This window comes from Leifsonia sp. PS1209 (genome assembly GCF_012317045.1).
Lineage (GTDB): Bacteria > Actinomycetota > Actinomycetes > Actinomycetales > Microbacteriaceae > Leifsonia.
The window spans coordinates 3,769,149-3,794,511 of the sequence record NZ_CP051154.1; the positions used below are offsets into that span (position 1 = coordinate 3,769,149).

26 protein-coding genes, 1 tRNA gene and 1 pseudogene are annotated in these 25,363 nt (G+C 67.7%); 10 read left to right on the forward strand and 18 right to left on the reverse strand.

What is annotated here, in order from left to right; all coding sequences use genetic code 11:
* Positions 1 to 25: 25 nt before the first annotated feature.
* Both HF024_RS18045 and HF024_RS18050 read left to right on the forward strand, forming a co-directional pair.
* Positions 26 to 211: a hypothetical protein gene (locus HF024_RS18045; RefSeq protein WP_085368252.1), complete on the forward strand. Its 186-nt coding sequence runs from the start codon at positions 26 to 28 to the stop codon at positions 209 to 211.
* A gap of 33 nt (positions 212 to 244) precedes the next feature.
* The gene (locus HF024_RS18050) at positions 245 to 517 is read left to right on the forward strand and encodes a metal-sensitive transcriptional regulator (RefSeq protein ID WP_179150718.1); all 273 of its coding nucleotides are present in this window, start codon (positions 245 to 247) and stop codon (positions 515 to 517) included.
* 74 nt (positions 518 to 591) lie between these two features.
* Here the strand turns inward: HF024_RS18050 and HF024_RS18055 are convergent, their stop codons facing one another.
* The gene (locus HF024_RS18055; RefSeq protein WP_168690509.1) at positions 592 to 1,359 is read right to left on the reverse strand and encodes an ABC transporter permease; all 768 of its coding nucleotides are present in this window, start codon (positions 1,357 to 1,359) and stop codon (positions 592 to 594) included.
* Complete coding sequence (locus HF024_RS18060) at positions 1,356 to 2,099, reverse strand: ABC transporter ATP-binding protein (protein ID WP_168690976.1); 744 nt, start codon at positions 2,097 to 2,099, stop codon at positions 1,356 to 1,358. The genes HF024_RS18055 and HF024_RS18060 overlap by 4 nt, the downstream gene beginning before the upstream one ends.
* Before the next feature lie 519 nt (positions 2,100 to 2,618).
* Between HF024_RS18060 and HF024_RS18065 the strand changes: the two genes are divergently transcribed.
* The 3 genes from HF024_RS18065 to HF024_RS18075 are packed head-to-tail and all read left to right on the forward strand — an operon-like array spanning position 2,619 to position 5,577.
* Entirely contained in the window at positions 2,619 to 3,551 is a 933-nt protein-coding gene (locus HF024_RS18065) for a cytochrome c oxidase assembly protein (RefSeq protein ID WP_210723984.1), read from the forward strand.
* Entirely contained in the window at positions 3,548 to 4,396 is an 849-nt protein-coding gene (locus tag HF024_RS18070) for a cytochrome c biogenesis protein CcdA (RefSeq protein ID WP_085368256.1), read from the forward strand. Before HF024_RS18065 ends, HF024_RS18070 begins: the two co-directional genes overlap by 4 nt.
* On the forward strand, positions 4,393 to 5,577 hold the full coding sequence (locus HF024_RS18075; RefSeq protein ID WP_168690510.1) for a TlpA family protein disulfide reductase: 1,185 nt from the start codon (positions 4,393 to 4,395) through the stop codon (positions 5,575 to 5,577). The genes HF024_RS18070 and HF024_RS18075 overlap by 4 nt, the downstream gene beginning before the upstream one ends.
* 19 nt (positions 5,578 to 5,596) lie before the next feature.
* Here HF024_RS18075 and HF024_RS19915 read toward each other — a convergent pair whose 3' ends face one another.
* The 5 genes and pseudogenes from HF024_RS19915 to HF024_RS18095 all read right to left on the reverse strand — a co-directional run bounded on the left by HF024_RS19915 (position 5,597) and on the right by HF024_RS18095 (position 8,106).
* Positions 5,597 to 6,055: a hypothetical protein gene (locus HF024_RS19915; protein ID WP_247597468.1), complete on the reverse strand. Its 459-nt coding sequence runs from the start codon at positions 6,053 to 6,055 to the stop codon at positions 5,597 to 5,599.
* A gap of 187 nt (positions 6,056 to 6,242) precedes the next feature.
* Positions 6,243 to 6,773, reverse strand: a pseudogene (locus tag HF024_RS19920) (FAD-dependent monooxygenase); the annotation flags it as partial.
* Between the two features lie 24 nt (positions 6,774 to 6,797).
* Positions 6,798 to 7,436: a DUF1295 domain-containing protein gene (locus tag HF024_RS18085; protein WP_168690511.1), complete on the reverse strand. Its 639-nt coding sequence runs from the start codon at positions 7,434 to 7,436 to the stop codon at positions 6,798 to 6,800.
* Positions 7,423 to 7,587 carry a hypothetical protein gene (locus HF024_RS18090; protein WP_168690512.1) on the reverse strand — a complete coding sequence of 55 codons (165 nt, stop codon included), beginning with the start codon at positions 7,585 to 7,587 and terminating at the stop codon, positions 7,423 to 7,425. The genes HF024_RS18085 and HF024_RS18090 overlap by 14 nt, the downstream gene beginning before the upstream one ends.
* A gap of 48 nt (positions 7,588 to 7,635) precedes the next feature.
* Complete coding sequence (locus tag HF024_RS18095; RefSeq protein WP_168690513.1) at positions 7,636 to 8,106, reverse strand: MarR family transcriptional regulator; 471 nt, start codon at positions 8,104 to 8,106, stop codon at positions 7,636 to 7,638.
* A gap of 67 nt (positions 8,107 to 8,173) precedes the next feature.
* Between HF024_RS18095 and HF024_RS18100 the strand changes: the two genes are divergently transcribed.
* On the forward strand, positions 8,174 to 9,943 hold the full coding sequence (locus HF024_RS18100; RefSeq protein WP_247597187.1) for a chloride channel protein: 1,770 nt from the start codon (positions 8,174 to 8,176) through the stop codon (positions 9,941 to 9,943).
* Positions 9,944 to 10,197: 254 nt separating this feature from the next.
* Positions 10,198 to 10,268, forward strand: a tRNA-Gly gene (locus tag HF024_RS18105).
* 56 nt (positions 10,269 to 10,324) lie between these two features.
* Here HF024_RS18105 and HF024_RS18110 read toward each other — a convergent pair.
* From HF024_RS18110 to HF024_RS18160, 11 genes are all read right to left on the reverse strand, one after another.
* A complete protein-coding gene (locus tag HF024_RS18110; RefSeq protein ID WP_168690514.1) occupies positions 10,325 to 11,284 on the reverse strand; it encodes a PfkB family carbohydrate kinase in 960 nt (319 codons plus the stop codon).
* Entirely contained in the window at positions 11,281 to 12,306 is a 1,026-nt protein-coding gene (locus HF024_RS18115; RefSeq protein ID WP_168690515.1) for an aldo/keto reductase, read from the reverse strand. The genes HF024_RS18110 and HF024_RS18115 overlap by 4 nt, the downstream gene beginning before the upstream one ends.
* Positions 12,307 to 12,317: 11 nt before the next feature.
* Complete coding sequence (locus HF024_RS18120) at positions 12,318 to 13,793, reverse strand: glycoside hydrolase family 32 protein (protein ID WP_210723985.1); 1,476 nt, start codon at positions 13,791 to 13,793, stop codon at positions 12,318 to 12,320.
* Positions 13,790 to 15,616 carry an ABC transporter ATP-binding protein gene (locus tag HF024_RS18125; RefSeq protein ID WP_168690517.1) on the reverse strand — a complete coding sequence of 609 codons (1,827 nt, stop codon included), beginning with the start codon at positions 15,614 to 15,616 and terminating at the stop codon, positions 13,790 to 13,792. The genes HF024_RS18120 and HF024_RS18125 overlap by 4 nt, the downstream gene beginning before the upstream one ends.
* Positions 15,613 to 16,557 carry an ABC transporter permease gene (locus tag HF024_RS18130; RefSeq protein ID WP_085368265.1) on the reverse strand — a complete coding sequence of 315 codons (945 nt, stop codon included), beginning with the start codon at positions 16,555 to 16,557 and terminating at the stop codon, positions 15,613 to 15,615. The genes HF024_RS18125 and HF024_RS18130 overlap by 4 nt, the downstream gene beginning before the upstream one ends.
* Before the next feature lie 4 nt (positions 16,558 to 16,561).
* The gene (locus HF024_RS18135; protein ID WP_168690518.1) at positions 16,562 to 17,539 is read right to left on the reverse strand and encodes an ABC transporter permease; all 978 of its coding nucleotides are present in this window, start codon (positions 17,537 to 17,539) and stop codon (positions 16,562 to 16,564) included.
* The gene (locus HF024_RS18140) at positions 17,536 to 18,642 is read right to left on the reverse strand and encodes a glycoside hydrolase family 172 protein (RefSeq protein WP_168690519.1); all 1,107 of its coding nucleotides are present in this window, start codon (positions 18,640 to 18,642) and stop codon (positions 17,536 to 17,538) included. The genes HF024_RS18135 and HF024_RS18140 overlap by 4 nt, the downstream gene beginning before the upstream one ends.
* A complete protein-coding gene (locus HF024_RS18145; RefSeq protein WP_168690520.1) occupies positions 18,639 to 20,042 on the reverse strand; it encodes a glycoside hydrolase family 32 protein in 1,404 nt (467 codons plus the stop codon). Before HF024_RS18145 ends, HF024_RS18140 begins: the two co-directional genes overlap by 4 nt.
* Before the next feature lie 82 nt (positions 20,043 to 20,124).
* Positions 20,125 to 21,792 (reverse strand): ABC transporter substrate-binding protein, encoded by a 1,668-nt coding sequence (locus HF024_RS18150; RefSeq protein ID WP_085368269.1) that lies wholly within the window; start codon positions 21,790 to 21,792, stop codon positions 20,125 to 20,127.
* Between the two features lie 40 nt (positions 21,793 to 21,832).
* Positions 21,833 to 22,831 carry a LacI family DNA-binding transcriptional regulator gene (locus HF024_RS18155; RefSeq protein ID WP_168690521.1) on the reverse strand — a complete coding sequence of 333 codons (999 nt, stop codon included), beginning with the start codon at positions 22,829 to 22,831 and terminating at the stop codon, positions 21,833 to 21,835.
* A gap of 77 nt (positions 22,832 to 22,908) precedes the next feature.
* Entirely contained in the window at positions 22,909 to 23,859 is a 951-nt protein-coding gene (locus tag HF024_RS18160) for an NAD(P)/FAD-dependent oxidoreductase (protein ID WP_168690522.1), read from the reverse strand.
* 90 nt (positions 23,860 to 23,949) lie between these two features.
* Between HF024_RS18160 and HF024_RS18165 the strand changes: the two genes are divergently transcribed.
* From HF024_RS18165 to HF024_RS18175, 3 genes are read left to right on the forward strand one after another with little or no spacing between them, the layout of a single operon-like run.
* Entirely contained in the window at positions 23,950 to 24,516 is a 567-nt protein-coding gene (locus tag HF024_RS18165; protein WP_168690523.1) for an XRE family transcriptional regulator, read from the forward strand.
* Positions 24,517 to 24,564: 48 nt separating this feature from the next.
* Entirely contained in the window at positions 24,565 to 25,059 is a 495-nt protein-coding gene (locus HF024_RS18170; RefSeq protein WP_168690524.1) for a GNAT family N-acetyltransferase, read from the forward strand.
* Entirely contained in the window at positions 25,056 to 25,361 is a 306-nt protein-coding gene (locus HF024_RS18175; protein ID WP_168690525.1) for an NIPSNAP family protein, read from the forward strand. The genes HF024_RS18170 and HF024_RS18175 overlap by 4 nt, the downstream gene beginning before the upstream one ends.
* Positions 25,362 to 25,363: the final 2 nt, after the last annotated feature.

The following is a 25,363-nucleotide window of genomic DNA, read 5'->3' on the forward strand; positions in this document are numbered from 1 at the left end:
CAACCCGAGAAAGAGGATCCACCCCGTGTGTTACCCCGTCACCTGCACCACCTGCGGCAAGACCACCTGGAACGGCTGCGGCCAGCACGTCGCCGAGGTCCGCAAGCGCGTCCCGGCGAACGAGTGGTGCAACGGCACCCACACCGACGCGGAAAAGGCGGCGGCGGCACCCACCAGTGGCTTCTTCGCGCGCCTGTTCGGCAAAAGCTGAGCACTCCCCTCCCTACTGCAGAAAGAAGGAACCGTGGCCGAGAACCCCACCCCCGCCGACATCAAGCCCGTCCTCAACCGGCTGCGCCGCGCCCAGGGCCAGCTCAACGCGGTGATCGCCGCCGTCGAGAACGGCGGCAAATGCCGCGACGTCGTCATCCAGCTCGCCGCGGTCTCCAGCGCACTCGACAAGGCCGGCTTCCAGATCATCTCCACCGCCATGCAGAAGTGCCTGAACGACCCGGACGACACCACGGACCCGATCACGGTCGAAGAGCTGGAGAAGCTCTTCCTGACCCTGGCCTGACACACGCCGGATGCGTCGGGAGGCAGAGGTTTGGCCACAGACCGCCGCCCGGTCGGCTCGCATCCGGCACGGCCTCACCGATCGAGCTGAAGGCGATGCCAACTGACGATGGTCGCAGCGATACCCGCACCGGGGAGCACGAGCGACCAGAGCAGGGTGCCGACAGTCGAGGGGGAGGGCGCGAGGGCCCAAAGCGCTGGAGCCGACGGTGGATACCAGCTGCCTCCGCCAGAGAAGACGATTACCTGGGCGCTCGCCATGAGGACGACCGTTGTGGCGATACCGCCCATCAGCCCGCGACTGAGCGTGGACACCCACGCGGCGGGCACGGTCATGCCTGCGGTCGTCAGCAGCAGCACCGGCAGACGCCCGACCACCGTCTCCAGATCTGTCGCCCGCGGAGCACCTAACCCGATCAGGAAACCCGCGGCCAGCAGGGCTGCAACGAGGCCGGCCGCCACGCAGACCGTCCACACGAAGAAGGCAGTCAGCTTGGCTGCGGCGAGCGACATCCTGGAGACCGGGAGGGCGAACAGTCCCGGGATGGTCCCTTCGGCGAACTCGCGCCCGAAGCTCCAGCTGATCAGGATGCCACAAGCGCCGGCTCCCGCCGCTCCGGTAACCTGCAGCGCGGTATCGACGTAGCCGGCCCATCCGCCACCCCGGACGACGGGGCCCAGCTTCGCGACGACCTCGGGCGGCCCGTCCGCGACCGCGACGATGACCGAGGCGCTGATGGCAACGACGCCGAGGACTAGGAGCGCGGCGGCCACGATGGGCACGCGAGCACGGACCGACTTGCCCACCTCGACCGCGATGGCCGTCGCGAACACCCCGCTCATGGTGCTTCCTCTGCACGCGACCGGCGCTGTTCATCGTCAGCGAGGACAAGAGCGAAGAAGGCCCGCTCGAGCTCGGAACCGCCGGGCGTCAAGCGGCCGATGATGCGCCCATCATTGATGACGGTGATGCGATCGGCGACGCGAGACACCTCGTCGAGATGGTGGCTGGAGATGAGGATGGCTGCGCCTGCTCCGGCACGCCGTCGAAGCTCTTCCCGGAGCAGGATGGTCCCCGACGGGTCGAGACCGGTAGTCGGCTCGTCCAGGACCACGAAGTCCGGATCATGTTGGAGGGCGGCAGCCAGGCCGAGCCGCTGCCTGTTACCGAATGAAAGGGTACGTGCACGGCGGCGCGCGTATCGCGACAGCCCGAACTCTTCGATGCTCGTGCCGACAAGCGCATCCCGCCTGCTCCTGGGGACACCGTGTAGGGCGGCCGACATTCGCAGATTGCCGGCAACGGTGAACTCACCATAGATCAACGCGCCCTCAACGAGATGCCCTACCCGCGACCACACCTCGGCGGGCGCCGAGCGTACCGGGTAGTCGCCGATCCGGATGGTCCCTGACGCCGGCCGAATCATGCCGAGCAGCACCTTCATCAGAGTGGACTTGCCAGCTCCATTCAATCCGACCAAGGCGTGCACCTGTCCCGGCGCCACCTTCAGATCGACACCGCTGATGCCGGCTCCGCCCGCATAGGTCCGGGTGACTCCGGACAGCACCATGCCGCTCGACATCACTCGTCCGCTTCTTCTTCGGCCTCCGCAGCACTAAGCCGCAGCGACCCGATCCGGCGCTCACGCCACGTCGGGCCGGACCGGACACGTCGGGAAATCGCGCGAGTGGCTGTTGTCGAGGTTGCAACCGGGGGCATGGGTGCTCCGTCCTTCACGAGGACGACCAGTCAGGTCTTCCGCCGACCAGACTTCCCGGCACACCAGACGACATAATACCCCCGCCAGCCTTCTCCCGGACGCTGCAAGACTGCTGGCGGATGGCGCGATCCTGGACGGAGACGCTGTGGCACCGGTTCACATTCGAGACCGGTGAGGACCGAGGTCACGTGTGCGCGCGGTGGCTTGATCGGATCCTTTCGTCGCCGCGACCGAGTCGTGTACAGTTGCAACTGTTGCATGAATGCATCAGTCACCGTACCCCAGCTGCTCTCCGGGTCAACGCCTCCCGTCGACCCGCCATCCGTGCACGCCATGAGCGGTCTTATGTGGATGCCAATGGCGCCGCCCACGTTCGCTCGGATGGTCGCACTCCATCCGCAACCCATCCCGGTCATCCCCGTGCTGATGCTCGCCTTGGCGGGACTCTATGTCACCGGCACCGTCGTTCTGCGGCGCCGAGGAGACCGTTGGCCGGTGAGCCGGATCGCGTTCTGGTCGCTCGGAATCCTGACGGTGCTCGCCATGACGGCCACCGGTATCGACGGGTACGGGATGGAACTGTTCAGCGCGCACATGATCCAGCACATGGTGCTGTCGATGCTCGCCCCGATCTTCCTCGTGCTCGGCGCCCCGATCACCCTCGCTCTCCGCGCGCTACCAGCCCGGCCGGCAGGTAAACGGTCGGCGAGATCGGTTCTGCTCGCCGTGCTCCATAGCCCCCCGGCGCGGTTCGTCGCGCACCCCGCCACGGCGCTGGTGCTCTTCCTCGCCAGCCTGTACGGCCTGTACTTCACACCGATCTTCGACTGGCTGATGGGCACCATGTGGGGCCACAACCTGATGCTGCTGCACTTCATCGCCATCGGGTTCCTCTACTTCTGGTGTGTGCTCGGCGTCGACCCCACGCCACGCCGGGCCTCCCGCGGGCTGCGGAAGTATGCGGCCCCGACGGTGCGGATCCTGGAGCTGGCGGCGACAGCGCCCTTCCACGCCTTCTTCGGCGTGATGCTGATGATGGCGGTGAGTCTCGTGGTCGGGTTCTACCGTGTGCCGATCCCGGGCTGGGAAATCGCACCGCTGGCGGATCAGGCGGTCGGCGGTGGGATCGCCTGGGGCTTCACCGAATTGCCCACCTTGTTTGTGCTCGGTGTCCTGTTCCTGCAGTGGCAGCGTTCGGACGAGCGGGCCACGCGACGGGAGGAGCGATCGGCGGCGCGCGCCGAGGGGGAGCGGCTGGCCTACAACGAGTACCTCCAACGTCTGGCAGCTCACGACCGAGGTGGCCCCCGATGATAGGGCCAGCGATCGTCTACGCGTTCGCACTCGGGCTGGCCGCGGCGGTCAACCCGTGCGGATTCCCCCTGTTGCCGGCCTACCTCGCCGCGTTCCTGGGGTCCGAGCCGGCTCCGGTGGGGATGCGGCTGCTCCGGGCGTTCCGGGCGTCGGTGGCGATGACGGGTGGTTTCGTCGCAGTGTTCGCGGTCGTCGGGATCGTGGTCGCCACGGGGGTGCGTCTCGCGGTGGCGTGGGTGCCCTGGTTCACCGCGGCACTCGGCATGGTGCTTCTCGTGGCCGGTGTCTTCGGAGTGGCGGGCCGTGAGCTTCGGATGCATACGATCGCCCTCCCGTTCAGGTCCGGACGCGGGGTGCTGGCGATGGCGGGTTATGGTGCGGCGTTCGCGGCCACCTCGCTCGGCTGCGCCTTTCCCCTCTTCGCCGCTGCCGTCGCGCCGTCCGCCACGGCCGGTTCCGCTCCACTCGACGTAGCGATCTCGGCGCTCTCGTACGCCCTGGGGATGGGTCTGTTCGTCGCTGCCTGCAGTATCCTCGCTGCCCTAATCGGCGCCGAAGCGGTCCGCGCCGCCGGGAGATATGCGAGGCATCTTCCGAAGGCCGCGTCCGCGCTCCTGCTGTTCGTCGGGATCTACCTCCTCGCGTACGGAATGCGGCTGATCCTCGAACCGGGCAAGGAGCCCTCCCTGGGGGTTTTCGTCTCGCAAGCGAGCAGTTGGCTCACCTCGGCGCTGTCCGCCCACCCGCTCGCTGTCGGCGCAGGGGCCGCCCTCGTCGTCCTCACAGCATCGGCCATCGCTGCGGTGACCGTCCAATCGAATCGCCACCCTCCGGAGGAGCCATGACCCGTCGCAACCCACGCACCTGGCCGATCGTGGCCGCCGCGACCGTCGTGCTGGTCGGCTTCTGCGCCGTTCTGGTAGCCGCGGCACAGCCGCCGTCCGGAAGCGAGGTCGCCCCCTCGTCGGCGCCCGCCGCCCCCGGCATCTCGACCGCGGCGGCAAGCCTGCTGCAGCTCGACCCGCTGGGGAACGCCGCGACCAAAGCCCCCGCCTACTCGCTCACGGATCAGCACGGAAACGCGATGATCCCGGACACATTCCGTGGTCGGAGCGTCGTGCTCACCTTCAACGACGACGAATGCCAGGACCTCTGCACCCTCCTCGCCCAGGACGTCGCGCTGGCCGACCACGACCTCGGCGCTGCGGCCTCCCGGGTCGCGTTCGTCTCGATCAACGCCAACCCGTACCATCCGGCGGTCTCCGACGTCGCCTCCTGGAGCGCGTCCCACGGGCTCGGCGACGACGCGAACTGGTACTTCGGAACCGGCTCCCCAGCGACTCTCGCCGCCGCGGCCCAGGCCTACGGTGTGCCGATCCAGCTCGATGCGGCAGACCAGTCGGTCGTGCACGGCACGGAGATCTTCTTCATCGACCCGTCCGGAGTCGAGCGTGCCCTCGGCCAGTTCGGCACCGACTCCGCCAGCACCGCACCGTTCGCGCACACGATGGCGCAGGAGGCCGTCGACCTACTGCCCGCCGCTCAGCGTCGAACCGTGGCGGGGTCCGCCGCGGTCGACCTCTCCGCCGACGGCACCGGCGTCGGCGCGAAGCCGAAGCCGTTCTCCCTGCCGGCCCTGAATGGGTCGGGGCACGTCGGGGCCGCCGCGCCTGCCGGCCGCTACACGGTGCTCAACTTCTGGGCCAGCACCTGCACCGCCTGCATCGGCGAGCTTGCCGACCTTCAGAAGATCTCGAACGAGTTCACCGGCAGAGCCGACCTGATCGGCATCGACGTCTCCGACGATACGACGGCCGCCCGCGCCACGACGCGGCAAGCCGGTACAGGGTATCCGCTCGCGGTCGACGCCAACGGTTCGGTCGCTGGTCAGTACCGGATCTCCGGGCTCCCGTACACGGTGATCCTGGACCCGACCGGTCGCGTCGCCATCCGCCACCCCGGGGCGTTCACCGCCGAGCAGCTCGAGTACGTGCTCGACTCGCTCGTTCCGCCCGCCACGAAGTAAGACGGGACCGGGCGCTCGTTCACGGCCGGAAGTCGGGCAGCTCGATCCGGTCGTACAGGCTGCGGCCGACCGCGAGGTCAGGCACTCCGGGCAGCGTCATCAGCCGCATCACCGTGTTCCGCAGCCGTAGCAGCGCTCGAGTACGCGGCGCGAATGCGCCGCCCATCCGGGTCGCACCGCGCTGCTTGGAACCGATGAACGCGCCCAGCCGCTCCTGGTATGCGGCGAATGCCGGGACGTGGTCGCCCCTGGCCGCATCCAGCTCCGCCGCCAGGACGTACGCCTCGATCATCGCCAACGCCGTGCCCTGCCCGGCCAACAGCGACGGCGCCGCGGCGGCATCGCCGACCAGGACGATCCGTCCGCGACTCCACGACGGCATCCGGATCTGGCTGGCGGAGTCGAAGTAGAAGGTGCGCCCGCGGCAGTGTCGCCAGGATCGCCGGCACCTCCCAGCCGAGCCCACCCAGCCGGTCACGGAGCAGCGCCTTCTGGGCGTCGACATCATCGAGTGGGATCTGACCCTCGTGACGGAACGTGAAGACGAACATGGACACGTCGTCGTCCAGGCTCAGCCGCAGTGTCTGCGCGCCGACCTGAGTTCGCATGACCGCGACCAGTTCGTCCCGCGGCCGGTAGCCGGCGACGTCGAACACCGCCACGGCGATACCCAGGCTGCGCTCGTACTCCGACTCCGGTCCGAACGCCAGCCGACGGACAGCAGAGTGCAGCCCGTCGGCGCCGACCACCAGGTCGAAATGCTGATCGCCGCCATGGGCAAATCGCACCGCGACATGGTCGCCCTCGTCGCGGAGCTCCTCGACCGTGTCGCCGAACACCTGTTGGACGTCATCCGGCAGCGCGTCGATGATGATCCTGGACAGATCCGAGCGGCCGACGCTCACATGATGGGCCCCGTGCCGGCCGATCAGCTTCACCGGGTCCAGTGACAGTATTCGGCGCCCGCGTTCGTCGACGTCGCGCACCTCCCGCATCCGGTAGCCCGCCGCCTGGACACGGTCCGCGATGCCCATCCGGTCGGCGACCTCGAACCCAGCACCCCAGAAATCGACCAAGTACCCGCCGCGCCGCAACTCGGGCGCAGACTCCAGCAGCACCGGATCGTGCCCGCTACGCCGCAACCAGTACGCCAACGTCGGGCCGGCGATCCCGGCTCCAACGATCAATATCTTCATGACGACCTCCTCGCCGCCTTACCCTCACCACACGAGCGGGATATACCGCCTCGTCTTCGCCGCCCAGGCGAGAAACTCCTCGCCGTAGTGTTCCTGCAGCCGTCGGTCCAAAGCTGGGATCGCCGCGAACACGAAACCGGCGGCCATGATCGCCGGGATCACCAAGGCGACCCACGAGCCGGTGACAGCCGCGAAACCAGTGAACAGTAGAGTGTCTCCCAGATAGTTGGGGTGGCGGCACCAGCGGAACAGCCCCCGTGTGTACAGGTGCCCGGCGTTCTCCGGACGCGCTTTCCACGCCCGCCGCTGCAGTTCGGAGTTGGTGTTCATCCAGGACCCGAACACGTAGAGGACGACGCCCAACACTGTCCAGCCGTCCAGAACGGCGCTCACGTGCGCGGCGACGAACCCCATCGTGGCGTGGATGACGAACATCCAGCCACCCACCAGCCCGGCCTCCGCGCAGGTCACCGGACGTTGCACGGTCACATACGTGGTGACGAGCACCCGCAGCACATACACCAGCGAGAACGCCACCACCAGCCACGCCCGTGCCGGCGACGCCACCGAGATCGGGCCGAAGACCAGAAAGGCAGCGGCGCCCAGAATGTCGGCACCGGTCAGCACAGCGCGTGGACCGCTGCTCGTCTCAGGCGTATTCATCGCCGACCTCCTGAAGGTCACCGGAATCGTCGACCTTGAACCACACCGGATCCGGGTAAAGCCCCGGGCCGCGCTCCATCGAGCGGCCGCGACGTACGGAGTTCTGAACGCTCGCCTGCGTTACGGCCGATGCCGTATCCGGATCCGCCATCGCATCTCTTTTCTGGTGGGTGAAAGCCGCGTCCCCACACGGCCAGGGTCAGAGGCCCAGCGTCAGCAAGTCCTCCGGAGTCGGCTCCCCCGCAGCAGTGGAGAAGACCTCCATGGCGTCGATGATCTGTTGCTGCTCCTCGCCGGTGAGCGACGTCAGCACGGACGCCACCTGACGGCGACGCCGCTCGGTGACCTGGTCCACGAGCCGGCGGCCATCGTCCGTGAGATCGACCAGGATCTCCCGCCTGCTCTGCGGGCTCTCCTGCCGGAGCACCCAGCCGCCGTCCACCATCCGGTCGATCGTGCGGCTGAATGTCGACGGCACGGCCCCGACCCGTGCCGCGAGCGCCCCCATCCTCATCGCGCCGGAGCCGGAGAGCACGACGAGCACACGGAACTGCGGCAGCGTCACCTGCTCCAGCGCATCGGACACGGACCGGGCGACGATTCCCAGCAACGCCCGGGACGCGCGCAACGTCGCCTCGGTGGCCTCGTGGGGGAATCCGTGATTCTGCATAGTGCCTCCAGTGTTACGCTTTTGATGCACTTGTGCAACAGTTGCATCTCTACACGATTGGAATTCGGTGTCCGCCATCACCACGAGCATCCGTGGAATCGTCGACGGTTCACGTGACAGCATGACGCACTGGTGGCGGCGCGTCCTCGCGACGCCCGCACCCTTGATCGCGGCAGCGGTCGTGGTCGGAGCCGGCGCCGGGCTCGCCGCCGTCGTCTTCCGTTGGCTCGTGCAGACTGCCACCTTGATCTTCACCGGCACGACCGACTACTCCGCCACCACCGGGCATCCCGCGAACCCGTGGGTGCCCTGGCTCGGCGGCGCGTTCGTCATCCTCGCCCCCGCCATCGGCGGCCTGATCTACGGCCCGCTCGTGCACCGCTTCGCCCGGGAGGCCCGTGGACACGGCGTGCCCGAGGTGATGTACGCCGTGGCACGACGCGGCGGCCATATCCCTGGACGCGTCGCGGTCGTCAAAGCGCTCGCCTCCGCGATCACCATCGGTTCCGGCGGTTCGGTCGGACGCGAAGGGCCGATCGTGCAGATCGGCTCCGCTCTCGGCTCCACCCTCGGGCGGATCGCCCGCATGTCGGAGTCCCAGTTGCGCACCCTCGTCGCCTGCGGTGCGGCCGGCGGTATCGCCGCCACGTTCAACGCGCCCATCGCCGGCGTCTTCTTCGCCCTCGAGCTGATCCTCCGCGACTTCGCCACCCGCTCCTTCGCCGCCGTGATGCTCTCCTCCATCACCGCGTCCGTCGTCGGACGGGCGATCCTCGGCGACCACCCCTTCCTCGTCCTGCCCGCCTTCCGAGTCAGCCAGCCGAGCGAATACCTTCTCTTCGCCGGCCTCGGGCTGCTCGCCGGCGCGGTCGGGGTGCTGTTCAGCAAGATCCTCTATCTGATCGAAGATGTCTGCGATTGGGCCTGGCGTGGACCCGAGTGGCTGCGCCCTGCCGTCGGCGGCCTCCTCCTCGGCCTGCTGCTGTTCGCGATGCCGCAGCTGTACGGTGTCGGATACCCGGTGCTCGAAGCGAGTGTCGCGGGGAAGTACACCATCGCGTTCCTGCTGCTGCTCGTCGTCGCCAAGATGGCCGCGACCAGCCTCACCATCGGGATCGGCGGCTCCGGCGGAGTCTTCGCGCCCAGCCTCGTCATCGGCGCAGCGTTCGGTGCTGCTGCGGGAGAGGCGATCGGTTTGGTGATCCCCGGTCTCTCCGGGCAGGCCGGGACATTCGCCCTGGTCGGAATGGCCGCCGTGTTCGCCGGGGCGACCCGCGCGCCCATTACGGCCGGGATCATCCTCTTCGAGCTGACCGGCGAGTACACGATCATCCTGCCCCTGCTGCTCGCCGTCATCGTCGCCACCGGCATCTCGCGGCTGCTCAGTCGCGACACCATCTACACGCGGAAGCTCAGCCGTCGAGGAGTCGACCTGTCCGCACCTGCCGTTCCGGCACTCCAGGGCGTCACGGTCGCTTCGGTGATGTCGGCGGCCCCGCCCACGGTCACGGCCGACGCGGATGCGCGCGAAGCGATCGCGTGGCTCGCGGACTCGCGCCTCCGAGCCGCCCCGGTGGTGAATCGCGACGGCCATTTCGTCGGAATCCTCACCTCGGCCGATGCGACCGAAGCCGTCCGCACCGACGACGCAGCGACCGATCGCCGCGTCGAGGAACTGATGGAGGTCGCGTCGACGGTATCCGCCGACGACCACGTCGCCGACGTCCTGGACCGCGTCGTCGAAGCCGGCGCGACCGACGGGGCGCCCGTTGTCTCCGGCGACGCCCTCGTGGGCTGGCTTGCGCCCGCCGACATCCTGCGCGCAACCACCGGGTGAGGCCAGCGCCGCCGGACCAATGGCGACCGGCTTGCTGCCCGGCGGCCTCAGCTCGTATGAATCGCGAAGGCTTTCGCCCCCATCAGCATCGCAGAACTCCGCAATAGGCCGCGTCCCCCGTATCGGTGAGGGCGACCAGCCGCGCGCATAAATCCCAAAGCGGGGAGTAAACGGTGAGTTTGGCCAAAAACCACTGACCGGGTAGTCTGGGCCGTAGCCTCACTTCCCAGTGTTTATCTGGGATTCCAGGCCATGCGAGTGTAGTTCAATGGTAGAACTTCAGCTTCCCAAGCTGATAGCGCGGGTTCGATTCCCGTCACTCGCTCTGTCTTTCACTTCTTGAGCACTGTGGGCCTTCGTTGCCGAGCGCGGAGCTGGTGCTCAGTGTTCGGTGTCTGCCGTGTGGCGCCCAGCTTCGGTGAGATAAGCCTCCAATTCCTCGACGGTAGGCGGATTCGCGCCCGTCCGGCTCACCGTGATGGCTGCGGCTGCCATTGCCTCCGTCGCCAGATCGGTCGCCTCTCCTCGGCCGAGTCTTGCCTCGCGAAGCGTGTCGACGAGGTCGCGGCGGATGATCCCGGCCAGCAACGCGGAGGTGAAGGAGTCGCCCGCGCCGACCGTGTCGGCCACGACCGCGGAGAACGCAGGGAGCCGCAGCGCGAAGTCGGGGGTGTGAACGATGCTGCCGTCCGCGCCCAGGGTGACGATCGCGAGCCGTGCGCCGGCGGCGATAAGTGCGCGGCAGACGACGTCAGCGCCGGCGCCGGGGTAGAGCCACTCGGCGTCCTCTTCGCTCATCTTGACGACGTGGGCGACGGCGCTCGTCGCCTCGACCATCCGGCGGACCTTGTCGCGGGTTCCCATGATGCCGGGGCGGATGTTCGGGTCGAAGCTGATGAGAGCCTGGGGCTGGCTCTCGATGATCCGATGGACGCGGTGTGCACCGGGCTCCAGGATGGCGCCGATCGAGCCGGTGTGGATGACGCGCTGCGGTCGCAGGCTGGTCTCCGGCAGCCGCCAGACGATGTCGAAGTCGTAGGTGGCGGAGCCGTCGGCTGCGAGGGTGGCGCGGGCGTGGGAGGTGGGATCGGCGGTGTACGAAGCGTCCAGAACACGGACACCGGCCAGTTCGAGGTGCCGCGTGATGGCATGACCGGCGGGGTCAGCTCCGAGGTTGGTGAGGAGTTCGACACGGTTTCCGAGCTTGGCGAGACCGACGGCGACATTCATCGGGCTGCCGCCGGGACGATGAAGCTCCTCGTCCCGGGTCAGGATGATGTCCATGACGCTTTCGCCGATGACGAGGACGTCCGCAGCGGCGGACGCGGGCGCGGCGGTCACCGCCCTCCCTCGAGCGGCCGGTGCCGGTCCTGCCGAGCCCAGCCACTGTACGGGTACTCGTCGAACCGCGGCGCGCTGACGCGGTCGAGTTCTTCCCGTTCGGTGTCGCTGAGCTCGATTTCGGATGCCGGGAGGTTCTGCGTCAGCTGGTCGAGAGTGCGGGCACCGAGGATGACGGAGGTAACGATGGGCCTGCTGAGAAGCCAGGCGAGTGCGATCTGCCCCTGGGTGGCTGAATGTGAGTCAGCGACGCGCGCGAGGACGTCGAGGATCTCCCACACCCGGTCGTCGCGGTCACGTTCCTCGCGGGCCGCCTGGTCCTGCGGCTTGGCGTACCGGTTGCCGGTCGTGGGGAGGACGCCGCGCTGGTACTTGCCGGTGAGCCAGCCTCCGGCCAGCGGCGACCAGGGAAGGATTCCGAGGCCGGTTTCCGAGGCCGCGTCCACGATCTCCAGCTCGATGCCGCGCGAGAGGAGGTTGTACTGAGGTTGGAGGGTGACAGGTGGTGCCCAGCCGTGGCGGGCCGCCACTCCCGCGGCTGTGGCGATCTGCCAGCCGGTGTAGTTGGAGAACCCGTAGTACCCGATCTTCCCGGCACGGATGGCGTCGTCGAGGAAGCGCAGGCTCTCCTCGACGGGGGTGACCTGTTCCCAGGCGTGGAGCTGGTAGAGGTCGATGTAATCGACGCCAAGGCGTCGGAGCGAGGCATCGAGTGCGCGCGCGAGGTGTCGTCGCGACACTCCGACGTCGTTCGGGTCATCGCTGGTGGGGAATCGTGCCTTGGAGGTGAGGACGATCCGGTCTGCCCGTCCCGGGTCCGCCTTCATCCAGCGGCCGATGATCTCCTCGCTACGGCCGCCGGCGTACACGTCGGCGGTGTCGACGAACGTGCCACCCCCGTCGACGTAGCGATCCAGGATGGCGCAAGACTCGGTTTCGTCGGTTTCGGCGCCGAAAGTCATCGTGCCGAGTGCGAGTTCGGAGACGACGGTTCCGGAGGTGCCGAGTGTGCGATAGCGCATGGCTTCTCGTTTCAGCGTTCGGTGGTGAGGGAGAGGGAGGCGGCGTTGTGGGAGGCGGCTGGCGCCATCTCCCAGAAGTCGAACCGCCGGACGAGCGTGTCACCCCGGACGCCGGCGAGCCGGATCCCGGTGGCATCGTGGCGAGTGGGGTACACCCGAGCGGCAAGGGGGGTGCCGTTGGCGAAGATCTCCAGGGCGGACCGGTCGATCAGGATGCGCAGGTGAAGCGCGCCGTCTTCGATCTCGATCTCTCCGCCGAGAGGCGTGCTGTCCGTCGGGGTGAGTGAACTCCGGCTGCGGTCCAGGGCGATCGTCCGGCGGTCGACGTCGATGGTGAGGCTGGTGACCTCGGCGCCGTCGGGGCTACGGAGCAGGTCGACCTGCACGATGGTCCCGGGCTCGACGGCGAGTTCCAGCTCCAGGTCGGCGGCTCCGGCGGCATCCAGCACCATGTCCTGACCGGCGGTCAGAGACTGTGCGGCGACGCTCGTGTGCGCAGCTCGGATCCCGGTGAGCTCGGGGACCGGAGCGTGGTGCAGCCTCCCGGAGGGGGTCAGGCTGAGCACGCGGGCGACGCTGAGGACTCCGGACCATCCGGCCTCGCCGGTCTGCCGGTCGTCGCGGCCCTCCTGCATCCAGCCCATGATGATGCGGCGGCCGCTCTCGTCGCGGAAGCTCTGAGGTGCATAGAAGTGGCGCAGCCCGAGGTCGAGGGGGCGCACCTCCTGCGGAGTGAACACGCCGTCGGCGTAGCTGCCGGTGAAGTAGATGGGATAGTGGGTGTCGCCTTCGTCCCAGACGGACACGACGAGGATGTGGGTGCCGTCGAGCTCGAACAGGTCGACGCACTCCCACATGGTGCCGGTCCACAGCGGCTCGGCGTCGGAGGCGCTGCCGACCAGGATCGGGCCGCGATAGGTCCAGCTGCGCAGATCCGGCGATTCGTAGAGCAGCGCCGCACCACCGATGCCGCGGAATCCGCTGCCGATCAGCTGGAACCACGTGTCTCCCTTCCGCCACACGCAGTGATCCCGGAAGGCGGTGACGTCGGTCCCGACAGGGGGGCCGGAGAGCACCGGATTGGCCGGGTCCTTCGTCCACGTGTCGAGGGTGCTGTCACCGATGGCGAGGCAGGGCAGCTGGACGTCGCCGGCGTGACCGGAGTAGACGATGGTCGGCACGCCGTCGTCGTCGACCAGGACGCCGGACCAGCATCCGTCACGGTCGGGGCCGTCGGCGTCGGGGGTCAGCGCGATCGGCCGGTCCTGCCAGTTCACCAAGTCTGTGCTGGTGGCGTGCCCCCACAGGATGTTCGCGTGGCGAGGCGCATCGGGATTGAACTGATAGAAGAGGTGGTAGGTGCCGTCCCACTGGGAGAGCCCGTTCGGGTCGTTCAGCCAGCCGGTCGGCGCGCCGAAGTGGAAGCGCGGTCGGGCGGGGTCGTTGTCGTATGCGAGGCGGCGGGGCACGAGGGCGCTGTCGGTCACGTGGTTGCTCCTGAGGTGGTCTGGGTGGCCGGAAGGTCGCTGGTGGCAACCCAGTGGTCGGCGCTGATTCGGGTGCGGTCGAGGTCGGGGCTGGTCTTCACGGCCTTCACCCACGCCGTGGGCGTGCGGTTGGCGATGAGCTCAGCGATGGTCGCGCGCGTCTGCGCGCGCTCGTCCTTCTCGTACCGGGTGGTGCGTTCGGGGTCGGGGGCCGCGGAGACCAGAAGCTGGGTGTACGGGTGGATGGGGTTGTCCATCACGACGCCGCTCGCGCCTCCCTCGACGAAGGATCCGCGCAGCATGACGATCGTGGTGTCGGCGATGAAGCGGGCCGATGCGAGGTCGTGGGTGATGTAGAGGATGGAGATGCCGCGCTCGTCGCGGAGCTTCTTCATCAGCTGCAGCACCCCCATCCGCACGGAGACATCGAGCATCGAGGTGGGCTCGTCGGCAAGGATCACCTGCGGTTCCGCGGCCAGGGCACGGGCGAGCGAGACGCGCTGTCGCTGGCCACCGGAGAGTTCGTGCGGGTAGCGGTCGAGGAACGCGGGATCCAGTTCGACGGAGGTCATCAGGTCGGCCAGTACGGCGTCCATGTCCTTGCGCGGCTTCCGTCCGGAGTGGATCAGGACGGCCCTCTCCAGGAAGTGGCGGATGCGGTGGGAGGGGTTGAGGGAGCCGAAAGGGTCCTGGAACACCATCTGGACCGCGCCGCGGTAGCGGCGGGATGCGCGCTTGGGCTCGGACTGCAGGATGTCGGTCCCGTCGAGCAGTATCGAGCCGGCACTCGGCGATTCCAGCCGTGCCAGCATTCGGGCGACTGTGCTCTTGCCGCTGCCCGATTCACCGACGAGGGCGAGGATCTCTCCCGTATGGAGGTCGAAGTTGACGTCGTTCACGGCGACGTTCTCGCTGCGCGAGAACAGGCCGCCCTGGTGGAAGCTCTTGGAGAGCCCACGCACCGAGATCACGACATCGCGATCGTCTCCGCTCTCTGGCCGCCGCGCCGGATTGTGCTCGGCGGTGCCGCGGCTGACGGGAGGGAAGGCGGCGATGAGTTGCTGCGTGTACGGGTGCTGCGGGTCGCGGTACACCGTCCGCGATGGGCCGATCTCCAACAGTCGGCCTGTGCGCATCACGCCCAGGTTCTTGGTGACTTCGACCATGAGGGAGAGGTCATGCGTGATGAACAGGATGGCGAATCCGAGCTTCGCCTGGAGATCCTGGATCTCCTGGATGATCTCCTGCTGGACCACGACATCGAGCGCGGTCGTTGGCTCGTCCATGATCAGCAGCGCAGGGTTGAGCGCCAGTGCGGTGGCGATGACGGCACGCTGCCTCATGCCGCCGGAGAGCTGGTGCGGGTATGCACTGATCCGGCTCTGGTCGATCCCGACCAGCGTCAGCAGCTCGCGGGCTTTTGCTTTGGCCTGGCTGCGGGAGAGGTCGGTGTGCGTGGTGAACACATCGACGATCTGGTCGCCGATGGTCATGACCGGGTTGAGAGCATTCATGGCGCTCTGGAACACCATCGACACACTCTTCCAGCGGAAGTTGCGCAGATTCTCACCGGTCAGCGTGGACACGTCGGTGCCCTCGAACAGGATGCGGCCGGAGGTGACCCGGCCTCCTGCGAGCAGCCCGAGGATGGCGTTGGCGATGGTGGACTTGCCGCTGCCGGACTCCCCAGCGAGGCCGAAGGTCTCACCGCGTCCGATGGTGAACGAGACGTCGTCGACAGCGAGGAATTGGCCGTCGTCGGTGTCGTAGGCGATGGAGAGGTTCTGGACGTCGAGGATGACGCCGTCGTGTTGGGTGGTCATGCCTTCTTCGCCTTCTTGTGTCGCGCGAGGCGGGGGTTGGTGATCTGGTCGACGGCGTAGTTCATCATCGCCAGCGCGAACGCCACGAGGGCGATGCAGGTACCGGCCGGGACGAAGGTCCACCAGGCGCCGGTGATGAGAGCGCCTTCGTTGTTCGCCCAGTAGAGGTCGGTGCCCCAGCTGACGGAGGCGAGGTCGCCGAGCCCGAGGAACTCGAGGCCTGCCTGGGCGCCGATGCCGAAGATGACGCAGGCGAGGAAGGTGCTCATCACCACGGAGGCCATGTTGGGGAGGATCTCTCGGAACATGACGTAGCCGGGTCGTTCGCCGGTGACGATGGCGGCGTCGATGAAGTCCTTACCGCGGAGGGATAAGGCCTGGGACCGGATGACGCGGGCGGAGCCTGCCCAGCCGGTGACGACCAAGACCAGGACGATCGTCCCGGGGCCGGGAGGGAGGAACGCGGCGAGGATGATCAGGAGAGGCAGGCCGGGGATCAGCAGGAAGATGTTGGTGACCACCGAGAGGACGTCGTCGACGGCCTTGCCGAAGTAGGCAGAAGCGAGACCGACGATCAGGCCGACCAGGGTCGCCACGAGTCCGACTGCGAATCCGATCGCCAGGGAGCTGCGAGATCCCCACAAGGTCAGTGCCAGGACGTCTTCGCCTTTGGCCGTGGTCCCGAGCAGGTACTGGGGTGACGGCGGGTTGGACCCGCTCGCGACAGGGTTGGTCGGATCGCCGGGGAAGAGCACCGGTGCGAGCAGGGCGAGGAGGACGAAGATCAGGATGACGACGGCGCCGAAGATCGCCTTTTTGTCCCGCAGGAGCCGGTGCACCAGGCTGCCGCGACGACGCTGGGCCGCCGGGGCGTCCCGGCTGGTCTCGGACTCCGAGATCTCCTCGTCGATGAGGGGTTGGAGCTGGTCAGGGATGGTCATGATCTCACCTCACTCGCACGCGCGGGTCGAGCCGGACGTACACGATGTCGACTAGGAAGTTGGCCACGAGGACGGCGGCCGTGATGCTGAGGAAGATGCCTTGCATGAGCGGGTAGTCCAGCGCCTGGACGGCGGTGAGCAGCTGGTAGCCGATGCCGGGGTAGGCGAAGACGACCTCGGTGAGAAGGGCGCCGCCGACGACGAAGCCGATCGACATGCCGAAGGAGGTGACCGAGGGGAGCATCGCGTTGCGGGCCGCGTACCGGAACATGATCCGGCCTTCCTTGAGGCCCTTGGCACGGGCCATGGTGATGTAGTCCTCGGCGGCGGTCGCGATCATGGTGTTGCGCATGCCGAGCATCCACCCGCCGATGGTGACGATGACGATGGTCGCCGCCGGCAGCACGAGATGGTAGAGGACATCTCCGATGAAGTCCCACGAGAAGCTGGGGGTGGTGCCGAGGGTGAACGCCTGCCCGATCGGGAACCAGCCGAGGGCTGCGCCGAAGATGTAGAGCGCCGCCATGGCGACGAAGAAGTACGGGAACGAGCCGACGAAGACCAGGATCGGCGGCAGCAGCGAGTCGAGGGCGCCACCGCGTCGCCACGCGGCGAACACGCCGAGCAGGTTGCCGAGGACCACCGCGATGATCAGCGCTGTGCCGCCCAGGAGGATGGTCCAGCCGATCTGCGATCCGATGACGGTGCTCACCGGGGTGGGGAACTTGGAGATCGAGATGCCCAGGTTGCCGGTGAAGACGTCGCCGATGTAGCGGAAGTACTGCTGCCAGACCGGTGTGTTGTCGAGGCCGAACAGGTGCCGGTAGCCGGCGACTTGGGAGTCGTCGAGGGTGCCCTTCATGGAGGAGAGCATCCTGCCGACCGGGTCGCCCGGCATCAGTCGGGGCAACAGGAAGTTCAGCGTCAGAGACGCCCAGAAGGCGATCAGGTAGTAGCCCAATCGGCGGAGCACGAAGATCATCGCGGCCTCCTCAGTTCTCTCGAGGCGATGGGGGTGCGGTCGGTGGCGAGCGGCGTCTGATACCAATAGGCGACGGCCGCGACGTCGTCGGAGCGCTCGACGATGTCCGGGCCGACCTGGCCGATCTGCTGGACGGTCACACGGAGGTTCTCGCTGAACAGGATCGGGTCCTGCACATGCCAGCGGTACATCCCGTGAACGGGCGCCATCGCGGTGGAGTAGACCGCCTGCTGCGAGGTGTCGTTGGTCGAATAGGTGGGGTAGCCGCAGTACGGAGCCGAGAATGTCAGGACCTCGGGCTCCGTCTCGGAGGAGAGCCGGTCCTGGAACGCCCAGGCGCCGCCGAAGTAGTCCTCGGTGCCGGTGCCACAGATGGTCGGGTACTCAGCGTCTCCGTCGATGAAGAACTTCACCTCGCCCTCGCCGTACCAGTACCGCTCGAGGGCGACGATGTTCAGATAGGTGCCGAGGAAGGCGCCGCGGCCGTGGACGGTGTCGAGGATGGTGAAGTCCTCAGCGATCGTGGTGGGGTTCTCGCGCCGCCAGGTGGCGTGGAAGCGCAGGTCGGCGACCGTTTCGGGGTCCGGGCTGCTGAGGTAGTCGATCTGGTAGAACAGGCCGCCCACATCCGCCGGGTGCTGGTTCTCGATCGTGATCCTGGCGCCATCGCGGAAGGGCATGGTGAAGTACGCGTTCATGCCGCCGGTCGGTGCGACGACGACCAGGTCGGACGTGACCAGGGCGCGCTCGCCGTTGCCGTTGCAGAAGAAGTCGCCGAGCGGGACTTCGACGGAGGGGGTCTCCGATCCGTCCCAGTACATCCGCAGCACGAGGTCCCGGAGGACGAATCCGACGGCCTCTGTGTGGGTGGCGACGGTCATCCAGATGTGGCGGATGGTGCCTGCTCCCTCGATGTTCGCGAGCTCGGTGGTCTCCCCGGCGGGAAGGGTGATGCACGGACGTCCTTTGCGACCGGGACCAAGCGGGGAGGATGTCTGCCCACCGGCGCCACGTGCACCGGTGGGGTTCTCGGCGGTGATCGACGCGGACTGCTCGCCACGCTTGATCCGCTCCTGGATGTCATTGACCCAGTCGTTGTTCATCGCTGGACCTCCTCGTCCTGCTGGATGACGGTCAGCTCCGCGTCGGAGACGGCCACCTCGCCTTCGGTGGCGAAGACACCGAACTCGGTGCCGGTGCGGTCGTAGCCACGGAGCGTGATCGCCTGCTCGTCGTTGATGTAGATGACGTAGAGCTCGCCCTGCGTCTCGATGCGCAGCTGCACCTCCGAGCCGCCGGTGTATGGGCGGATGTCGTATGGGCGATCGGCGCCGAACCGGTCGAGGCGGTCGACCAGGAGTCGGGAGAGCGGCGGTTCGAAGGTGACGGAGTAGCCGTGGTTTCGTTCCGGTGTAGTGCGCAACTCGATGCCGAAGGCCTTCGTCTCGGGCTCGGCGGTGAGGGTGATGTCGATCATCCCAGCGTGAGGCAGCCGGGCGATCGTGCTGGTCGCGAACCCGTTCGCCGAACCGACCTGCTTCGCAGGCATCGGGGTCCGTGACTGCGCCCGGCTCTCGAGCACGGCGCGGCTGATCTCTGGCTGCTTCACGAGGAGCCGTCCGTCGTCCTGCTGGACGAGCTCGTGGACGACGAGGTTGCCGCCCCAGAGCCACCCGGCGCCGTCTTGACCGGCGGTGTTATTGGTCGCCCACCCGACGAGGTAGCGGTTGGCTCCGTCGGAGATCGTCTTGGCCGCGTAGAGCCCGAGCCCATCGAGCTCGTCGTCGGCGGGGCTGATCCACGGGCCGTCGAGTGTGCGGCTCATGCGGTAGCGGGTGACGGTGCGGTCGGTGAGTGTGGAGTAGACGAGGTACCACCAGTCGCCCATGCGGAACAGGTCGGGGCACTCGTGCATGGAGTAGATGCCCGGAGCCCAGAACGGCTCAGGGCTGATGGTCCATTCGTCGGTGGTCTCGGATTCTGCGAGCACAGTGGCGCCGCGGCGCAGGACAGGCCCGGTGAGGGTCTGACCGGCGACCAGCATCTGGTAGCGCTGCCGTTCGGTGTTGAAGAACACGAACGGGTCGCGCCATTCGTCAGCGTTGTAGTGGTCCTTATCGGACAGCAACGCGAACTCCGGGTCCTTGGTCCACGTGATCAGGTCGGTGCTGCGGGCGCGAAGAACCGTCTGGTGCCGTCCAGCGCTCGTGCCGTCCCACTTTCGGAACCCGGTGTAGTAGGCGTGGAATTCGTCGCCGACGCGGATGACGCTGCCCGTGGCGGCGGAGAAGTCGGGGTCACTGACGCCGCCCTTCGGGATGGCGACCCCGTGGTCGACGAAGTCGACGAAGTCGGTGGTGGAGATGTGGCACCAGTCCGTTTCTACCCGGTCGTGGGTGTCGTCGGCGAAGCGCTTGAGGAAGAAGACGTGGTACACGCCGTCCCAGTAGAAGGGGATGGTGTCTCCGAGTCGGGCGCCGACGGGCTTGTAGAAGCGGGTCATCGTTGTCTCTCTGTTTCGATATGGGCGAAGGGGGAGGGTGCCGCGGCCGGGGGGGGGGGGCCGACCGCGGCACTCCGGGTGTTCAGCCGCGCGGCTTCACGGTGGTCAGCACGAGAACGGTGCTCGACTCACCCGGGGAGAGCGTCGCGTACGGGTTCTTCTCGCTGGGCCAGCCGGTGAAGTTCTTGCTGTTGTAGATCCCCCAGTCGGGGCCCGGGAACAGTGGAACGGTCGGGGCCAGCTGGTTGTAGAGGGCCTGCAGCTTGTTCATGATCGAGTGCTGCTCGCTCTCCGAGGTGGCGGCCGCGAACTGGTTGAGCAGCTCGTCGGCTTCCTTGCTGCAGTAGCGCTGGAAGTTCTGCGAGGTCTGCTCGCCGACCGGCTTGACCGTCTGGCAGGACATGGCGCTGCGGTAGTACTCGAACGGCGTCACGCCCGCCTGGCTCCAGGCGATGTTGCCGGTGAACGTACCGCCGAACAGTGCGGTGTTGATCTGCGACCAGTCCTTGACGTTCAGCTTGGCGTCCACGCCGATCTGCTTCAGGTTGCGGGAGATGACCTGGGCGACCGAGATCCAGTCGGTCGAGGCCGAACCGACGCCGATGGTGAAGCTGATCGGCTTGCCTGCCTTGTCGGTGCGGATGCCGTTCGAGCCCTTGGGGTAGCCGGAGTCGTCGAGCAGCTTGTTGGCGGCAGCGACGTCCTTCTTGGTCCAGGTGCAGTTGTCGGCGATGCTTGCATCGCGCCAGGACTTGTATGCGTCGCTGAGGCCCGTGCAGTCGGCGGGGTGGGCGTAACCGCTCATGCCGGTCTTGACGACCTCGTTGCGGTCGATGGCCATACTGATCGCCTTGCGCACGTTGGCATCGTCGAACGGAGCCACGGTGGTGTTCAGGGTGAGGGCGATGGTTGAGCCGACCGGCGGGAACCAGTAGCCGCGGTACTTGGGGTCCTTGTCCACGTATGTCTTCTGGACGTCCTGGATGTAGCCAAGGCCCCAGTCGAGCTGCCCGTTGATGCCGGCGATGTTCGCCGCGTCGTTGCCCGAGTATGCGATCAGCCGGATGCCGGAGTACTTCGCCTTGTCCTTCTGCCAGTAGTGCGGGTTGCGCAGCAGGTCGAACGACTGTGCCGAGAAGTTCGTCACCTGGGTGAAGGGGCCGGAGCCGACCGGGTCCGGGTTCTGCCAGGTCGACGGGTTCTTCTGCGATTCCCAGACGTGCTTGGGAACGATCACCTGCTGCCCGAGCTCGTAGAGCCCCGGCGTGTACTTCCGGTTCAGAGTGAAGACGACCGTCGCGGGGTCCTTGGCCTGAACATCCGACACGTAGTCGAACGTGGTCGGGCCGAGCACCGTGCGCGCCAGCCCGAAGGTGTAGACGACATCCTCCGCGGTGAGCTTCTGGCCGTCCGACCAGGTCGCGTCCGGCTGGAGGTGGAAGGTCAGGCTGAGTCCGTCGGAACTCCAGTCGTACGACTTCGCCAGCCACGGCACGACGTTGCCCTTGGCCAGGTTGGTGACGATCATCGACTCGTAGACCGCGTGTGTGGTCATGCCGAGGGCGGTGGGCGAGAACGGATTGAAGTTGCGGACGAACGACGCGTTGCCGATCGCCGCGATCCGGAGGGTCTGAGAGGACCCCTTGTTCGCCGTGGACGAGCACGCGGCGAGTGCGCCGGAGACTCCGACGGCTAGGGCCACGCCGAGAACTAACGCGCGCCAGAAGCGGCGCGTGCGAGTGGGTTTCATTGCTTGCCTTTCGTCTTTGAAGGGGGGATGTGTTGCGGTGTTAGATGGACTCTCGGATCACGGTCGGGCAGTTGACCACGACGGTTTCGCGAGGGCCTTCCTCGCCGCGCTCCATCTGCATGAGGAGCTCGGCGCCGATCCGACCCATCTCCCGGAACGGGAGGGAGATGGTGGTCAGCGCGGGGCGAAGGAAGCTAGAGATGAGTTCTTGGTTGTCGAAGCCGACGACCCCGATGTCTTCGGGGATGCGCAGCCCGGCCTCGCGAATGGCGTCGTAGGCGCCCATCGCGAGGCGGTCGTTCGCGCAGAAGATCCCGTCGGGGATGAGCGGCTGCTGCAGTAGGTGCTTAGCAGCCCGGTAGCCGTCGGTCGCGTCGGCGCCGCCGGTGACGATCAGTGCGGGGTCGACGGCGAGGCCGGCGTCGTTCAGCGCTCGTTCGAAGCCGACGCGTCGGCCCTCCGCCGCCGTGAGGCCCTCGGGAAGATTGATCATGGCGATCCTCTTCCGGCCACTGTCGGCAAGCAGAGACCCGGCTTCGTATCCGCCGGCGACCTCGTCGGGGAGGACGGAGGGATAGTGCCCGTCGATGTCCGAGCAGTGCACCAGCGCCATGGGGACGCCGCTCAGCACACTGGGGACCTTGATCGTGCGGTTCCACGTCGTCGCGAAGAGGACTCCGCCCACGCGGTGCTCGAGCATCATCTCGACGGAACGCCGGTCGGGATGATCCGGCGTGTTCGTCCCGGCGATGATCAGGGACTTGCCGTGCCGCCAGAAGGTCTCCTGGGCACCGGCGATCAAGTCGCCGGCGAACGGGGTGGTGACGATGTCCGTGACCAGTCCGTAGAGACCGGTCGTCTGCGAGGCCAGGGCGCGAGCGCCGGCGTTCGGTCGGTAGCCGAGCTCCGCCGCCTTTTCGACGACGCGGCGGCGAGTCTCCTCGGACACCTGGTTCTCGTTGTTCAACGCAAAGGAGACAGCGGATCGCGAAACACCCAACGCTCGAGCGAGGTCGCTCATGGTCACGGGGCGCGTCATCGCGGTGGTCCTTTCCGGAAACTAACCCGCGTTAGCTGCGGGGGTGATGGGACACTAACACGCGTTAGTGAGTTTGGTCAACATCCACCCACCGCCGCGTCGAAGTCCTCCTCCACAAGCGCGCCGTTCACCGCCCCGCCCGCGAGGGCCCCGGCGCCGACGGCCATCGGGACGGTGGCCATCGGGTTGATCACGTTGCCTGCCGCCCAGATTCGGGGGTGGCTCGTCGCGCCTGCCTGGTCGACGGTGAGGAAGGAGCCGAGGCCGGCGGGGAGGTCCGTGCGTGCCAGGACGAGGCCGGTCAGGAAGGTGTCGTGCGGGCGGGGCGCTCCGGCGGTGAAGAGGGCGTCGAGGGGGGTCAGCGTTCCGTCAGCGGTGCGGACACCGGTGAGCTGTGGGCCGTCGCCGAGCACCTCCGCGATCGGGGAGGTGACGACGATCACGCCTCTCGCACGCAGGCGGGCCTCGTCGGCCGGGGCGAGTTCGCCTGCGGCGGCGGAGAAGAAAGTGACGTGGTCGCTCCACTGGCGCACGAGCTTGGCTTGGTGCAGGGCCATCGGCGACGTCGCCAGCACGCCGAGGCGGCGGTCGCGGACCTCCCAGCCGTGGCAGTACGGGCAGTGCAGCACGGTCGTGCCCCAGCGCTCCGCCAGGCCCGGGATGGTGGGCAGCTCGTCGGTGATGCCCGTCGCCACGACGAGGGCGCGCGTCGGCAGTTCGCGGCCGTCGGTGAGCGTCACCGTGACGGTGGCGCCGTTGTCGGTCACGCTGTCGACGGTGGCATCCAGGAATTCGACGCCGTATGCGGCGGCCTCCGCGCGGCCTGCGCGCACGAAGTCCGCTGGCGATGTTCCGTCGTTGCCGAGGACGCCGTGCATGTGATCGGCGAAACGGTTGCGCGGGAAGCCGGCGTCGATGACGAGCACACGGCGGCGCGCCCTGCCCAGCATGAGCGCGGCGGAGAGGCCGGCCGCGCTGCCGCCGATGATGATCGCATCCCGAACGGTGGGGGTGTCTGCAGTGTTCATGTCGACAGTCCAGACCACGGGTGAGAGAATGGCAAGGCGGTTTGCGGAAACAGCAAGGCAGGCAACGGCAGCACAGGCGGGAGACAGTGGATGCGCGACGAGCTGGCACAGGTGGGCGCGAGGCTCAGGATCGTGCGGCGCTCGCGCGGCTGGACGCTGGATGAGCTCGCGTCCCGCGCCGGCATGTCGGCGAGCACGCTGTCCCGGCTGGAGTCCGGCAAGCGGCAGGCGAGCCTCGAGCTGCTGCTGCCGCTGACCAGGCAGCTGGGCATCCGGGTCGACGATCTGATCAGTGTCGACGCGAGCGATCCGCGCATCCATCGTCCGGTGATCCGGCGGGACGGGCTCGTGATCGCGCCGCTCGCGCCCGAGAGCTCGCCCGTGCACACGTACAAGATCACGTATCCGCCGGTTGCCGTGCTTCCCGAGCTGCGGGTGCACGACGGGTACGAGTGGATCTACGTGCTCGCCGGCCGACTGCGTCTGCGGCTCGGGGATCAGGACCTCACCCTCACGCGCGGCGAGGCCGCCGAGTTCGACACGCGCACACCGCACGCCATCTCGGCAGCGGGCGGCAAACCGGCGCAGGTGATCAGCATCTTCAACGACGACGGAGTCAGGATGCACACCCACGCCCCCGAGCCGCAGGACCCCTGAGCGCCGGGGCCGAGCATCCACCCCGCCACGCTGCGATAGCGTCGTCCCATGCCCGCCGCCCTCACGATCACCCGCGCCGACTTCGCCTCACCGTCCCTGCTCGCGTTCCTGCAGGCGCACCTCGACGACCTCGAGCCGACCGCGCCGCCGGAGAGCAGGCACGCGCTCGACCTCGCCGGACTGCAGCTGCCGCGGGTGCGGATGTGGACGGCGGTCGATGGCGACGACGTGGTGGGGACGGTCGCGCTCGCCACGCTCGACGAGCCGGGGCACGAGGAACTGAAATCCATGCGCACCGACCCGGAGCGGCGGGGTCAGGGGATCGCCGCGGCACTGCTCGCCCACGCGCTCGACGACGCTCGGGCACGGGATGTGCGGAGAGTGTCGCTGGAGACCGGATCGATGGACTTCTTCGTGCCGGCGCGGCGGCTGTACGCCAAGGCCGGGTTCGTGGAGTGCGGGCCGTACGGGTCGTACACGGACGACCCGTACAGCGCCTTCATGACCCTGGACATCGACGCCCGACGAGAGGACCGAGCATGATCACCGTTCACCTGCGCTACGAGATCGACGCCGACAAACTCGAGGAGTTCACCGAGTACGGCAGGCGGTGGATCCGGCTGGTCGAGAAGCTGGGCGGACAGCACCACGGCTACTTCATGCCGAGCGAAGGGGACAGCGACGAGGCGTTCGCGCTGTTCACGTTCCCCTCCCTGGCCGAGTACGAGAAGTACCGCATAGCCGCTGCGTCGGACCCCGAATGCATCGCGGCGTTCCAGTACGCGCGCGACACCGGATGCATCCGCCGCTACGAGCGCCGCTTCACGACGCCGGTCTTCGAGTAGCG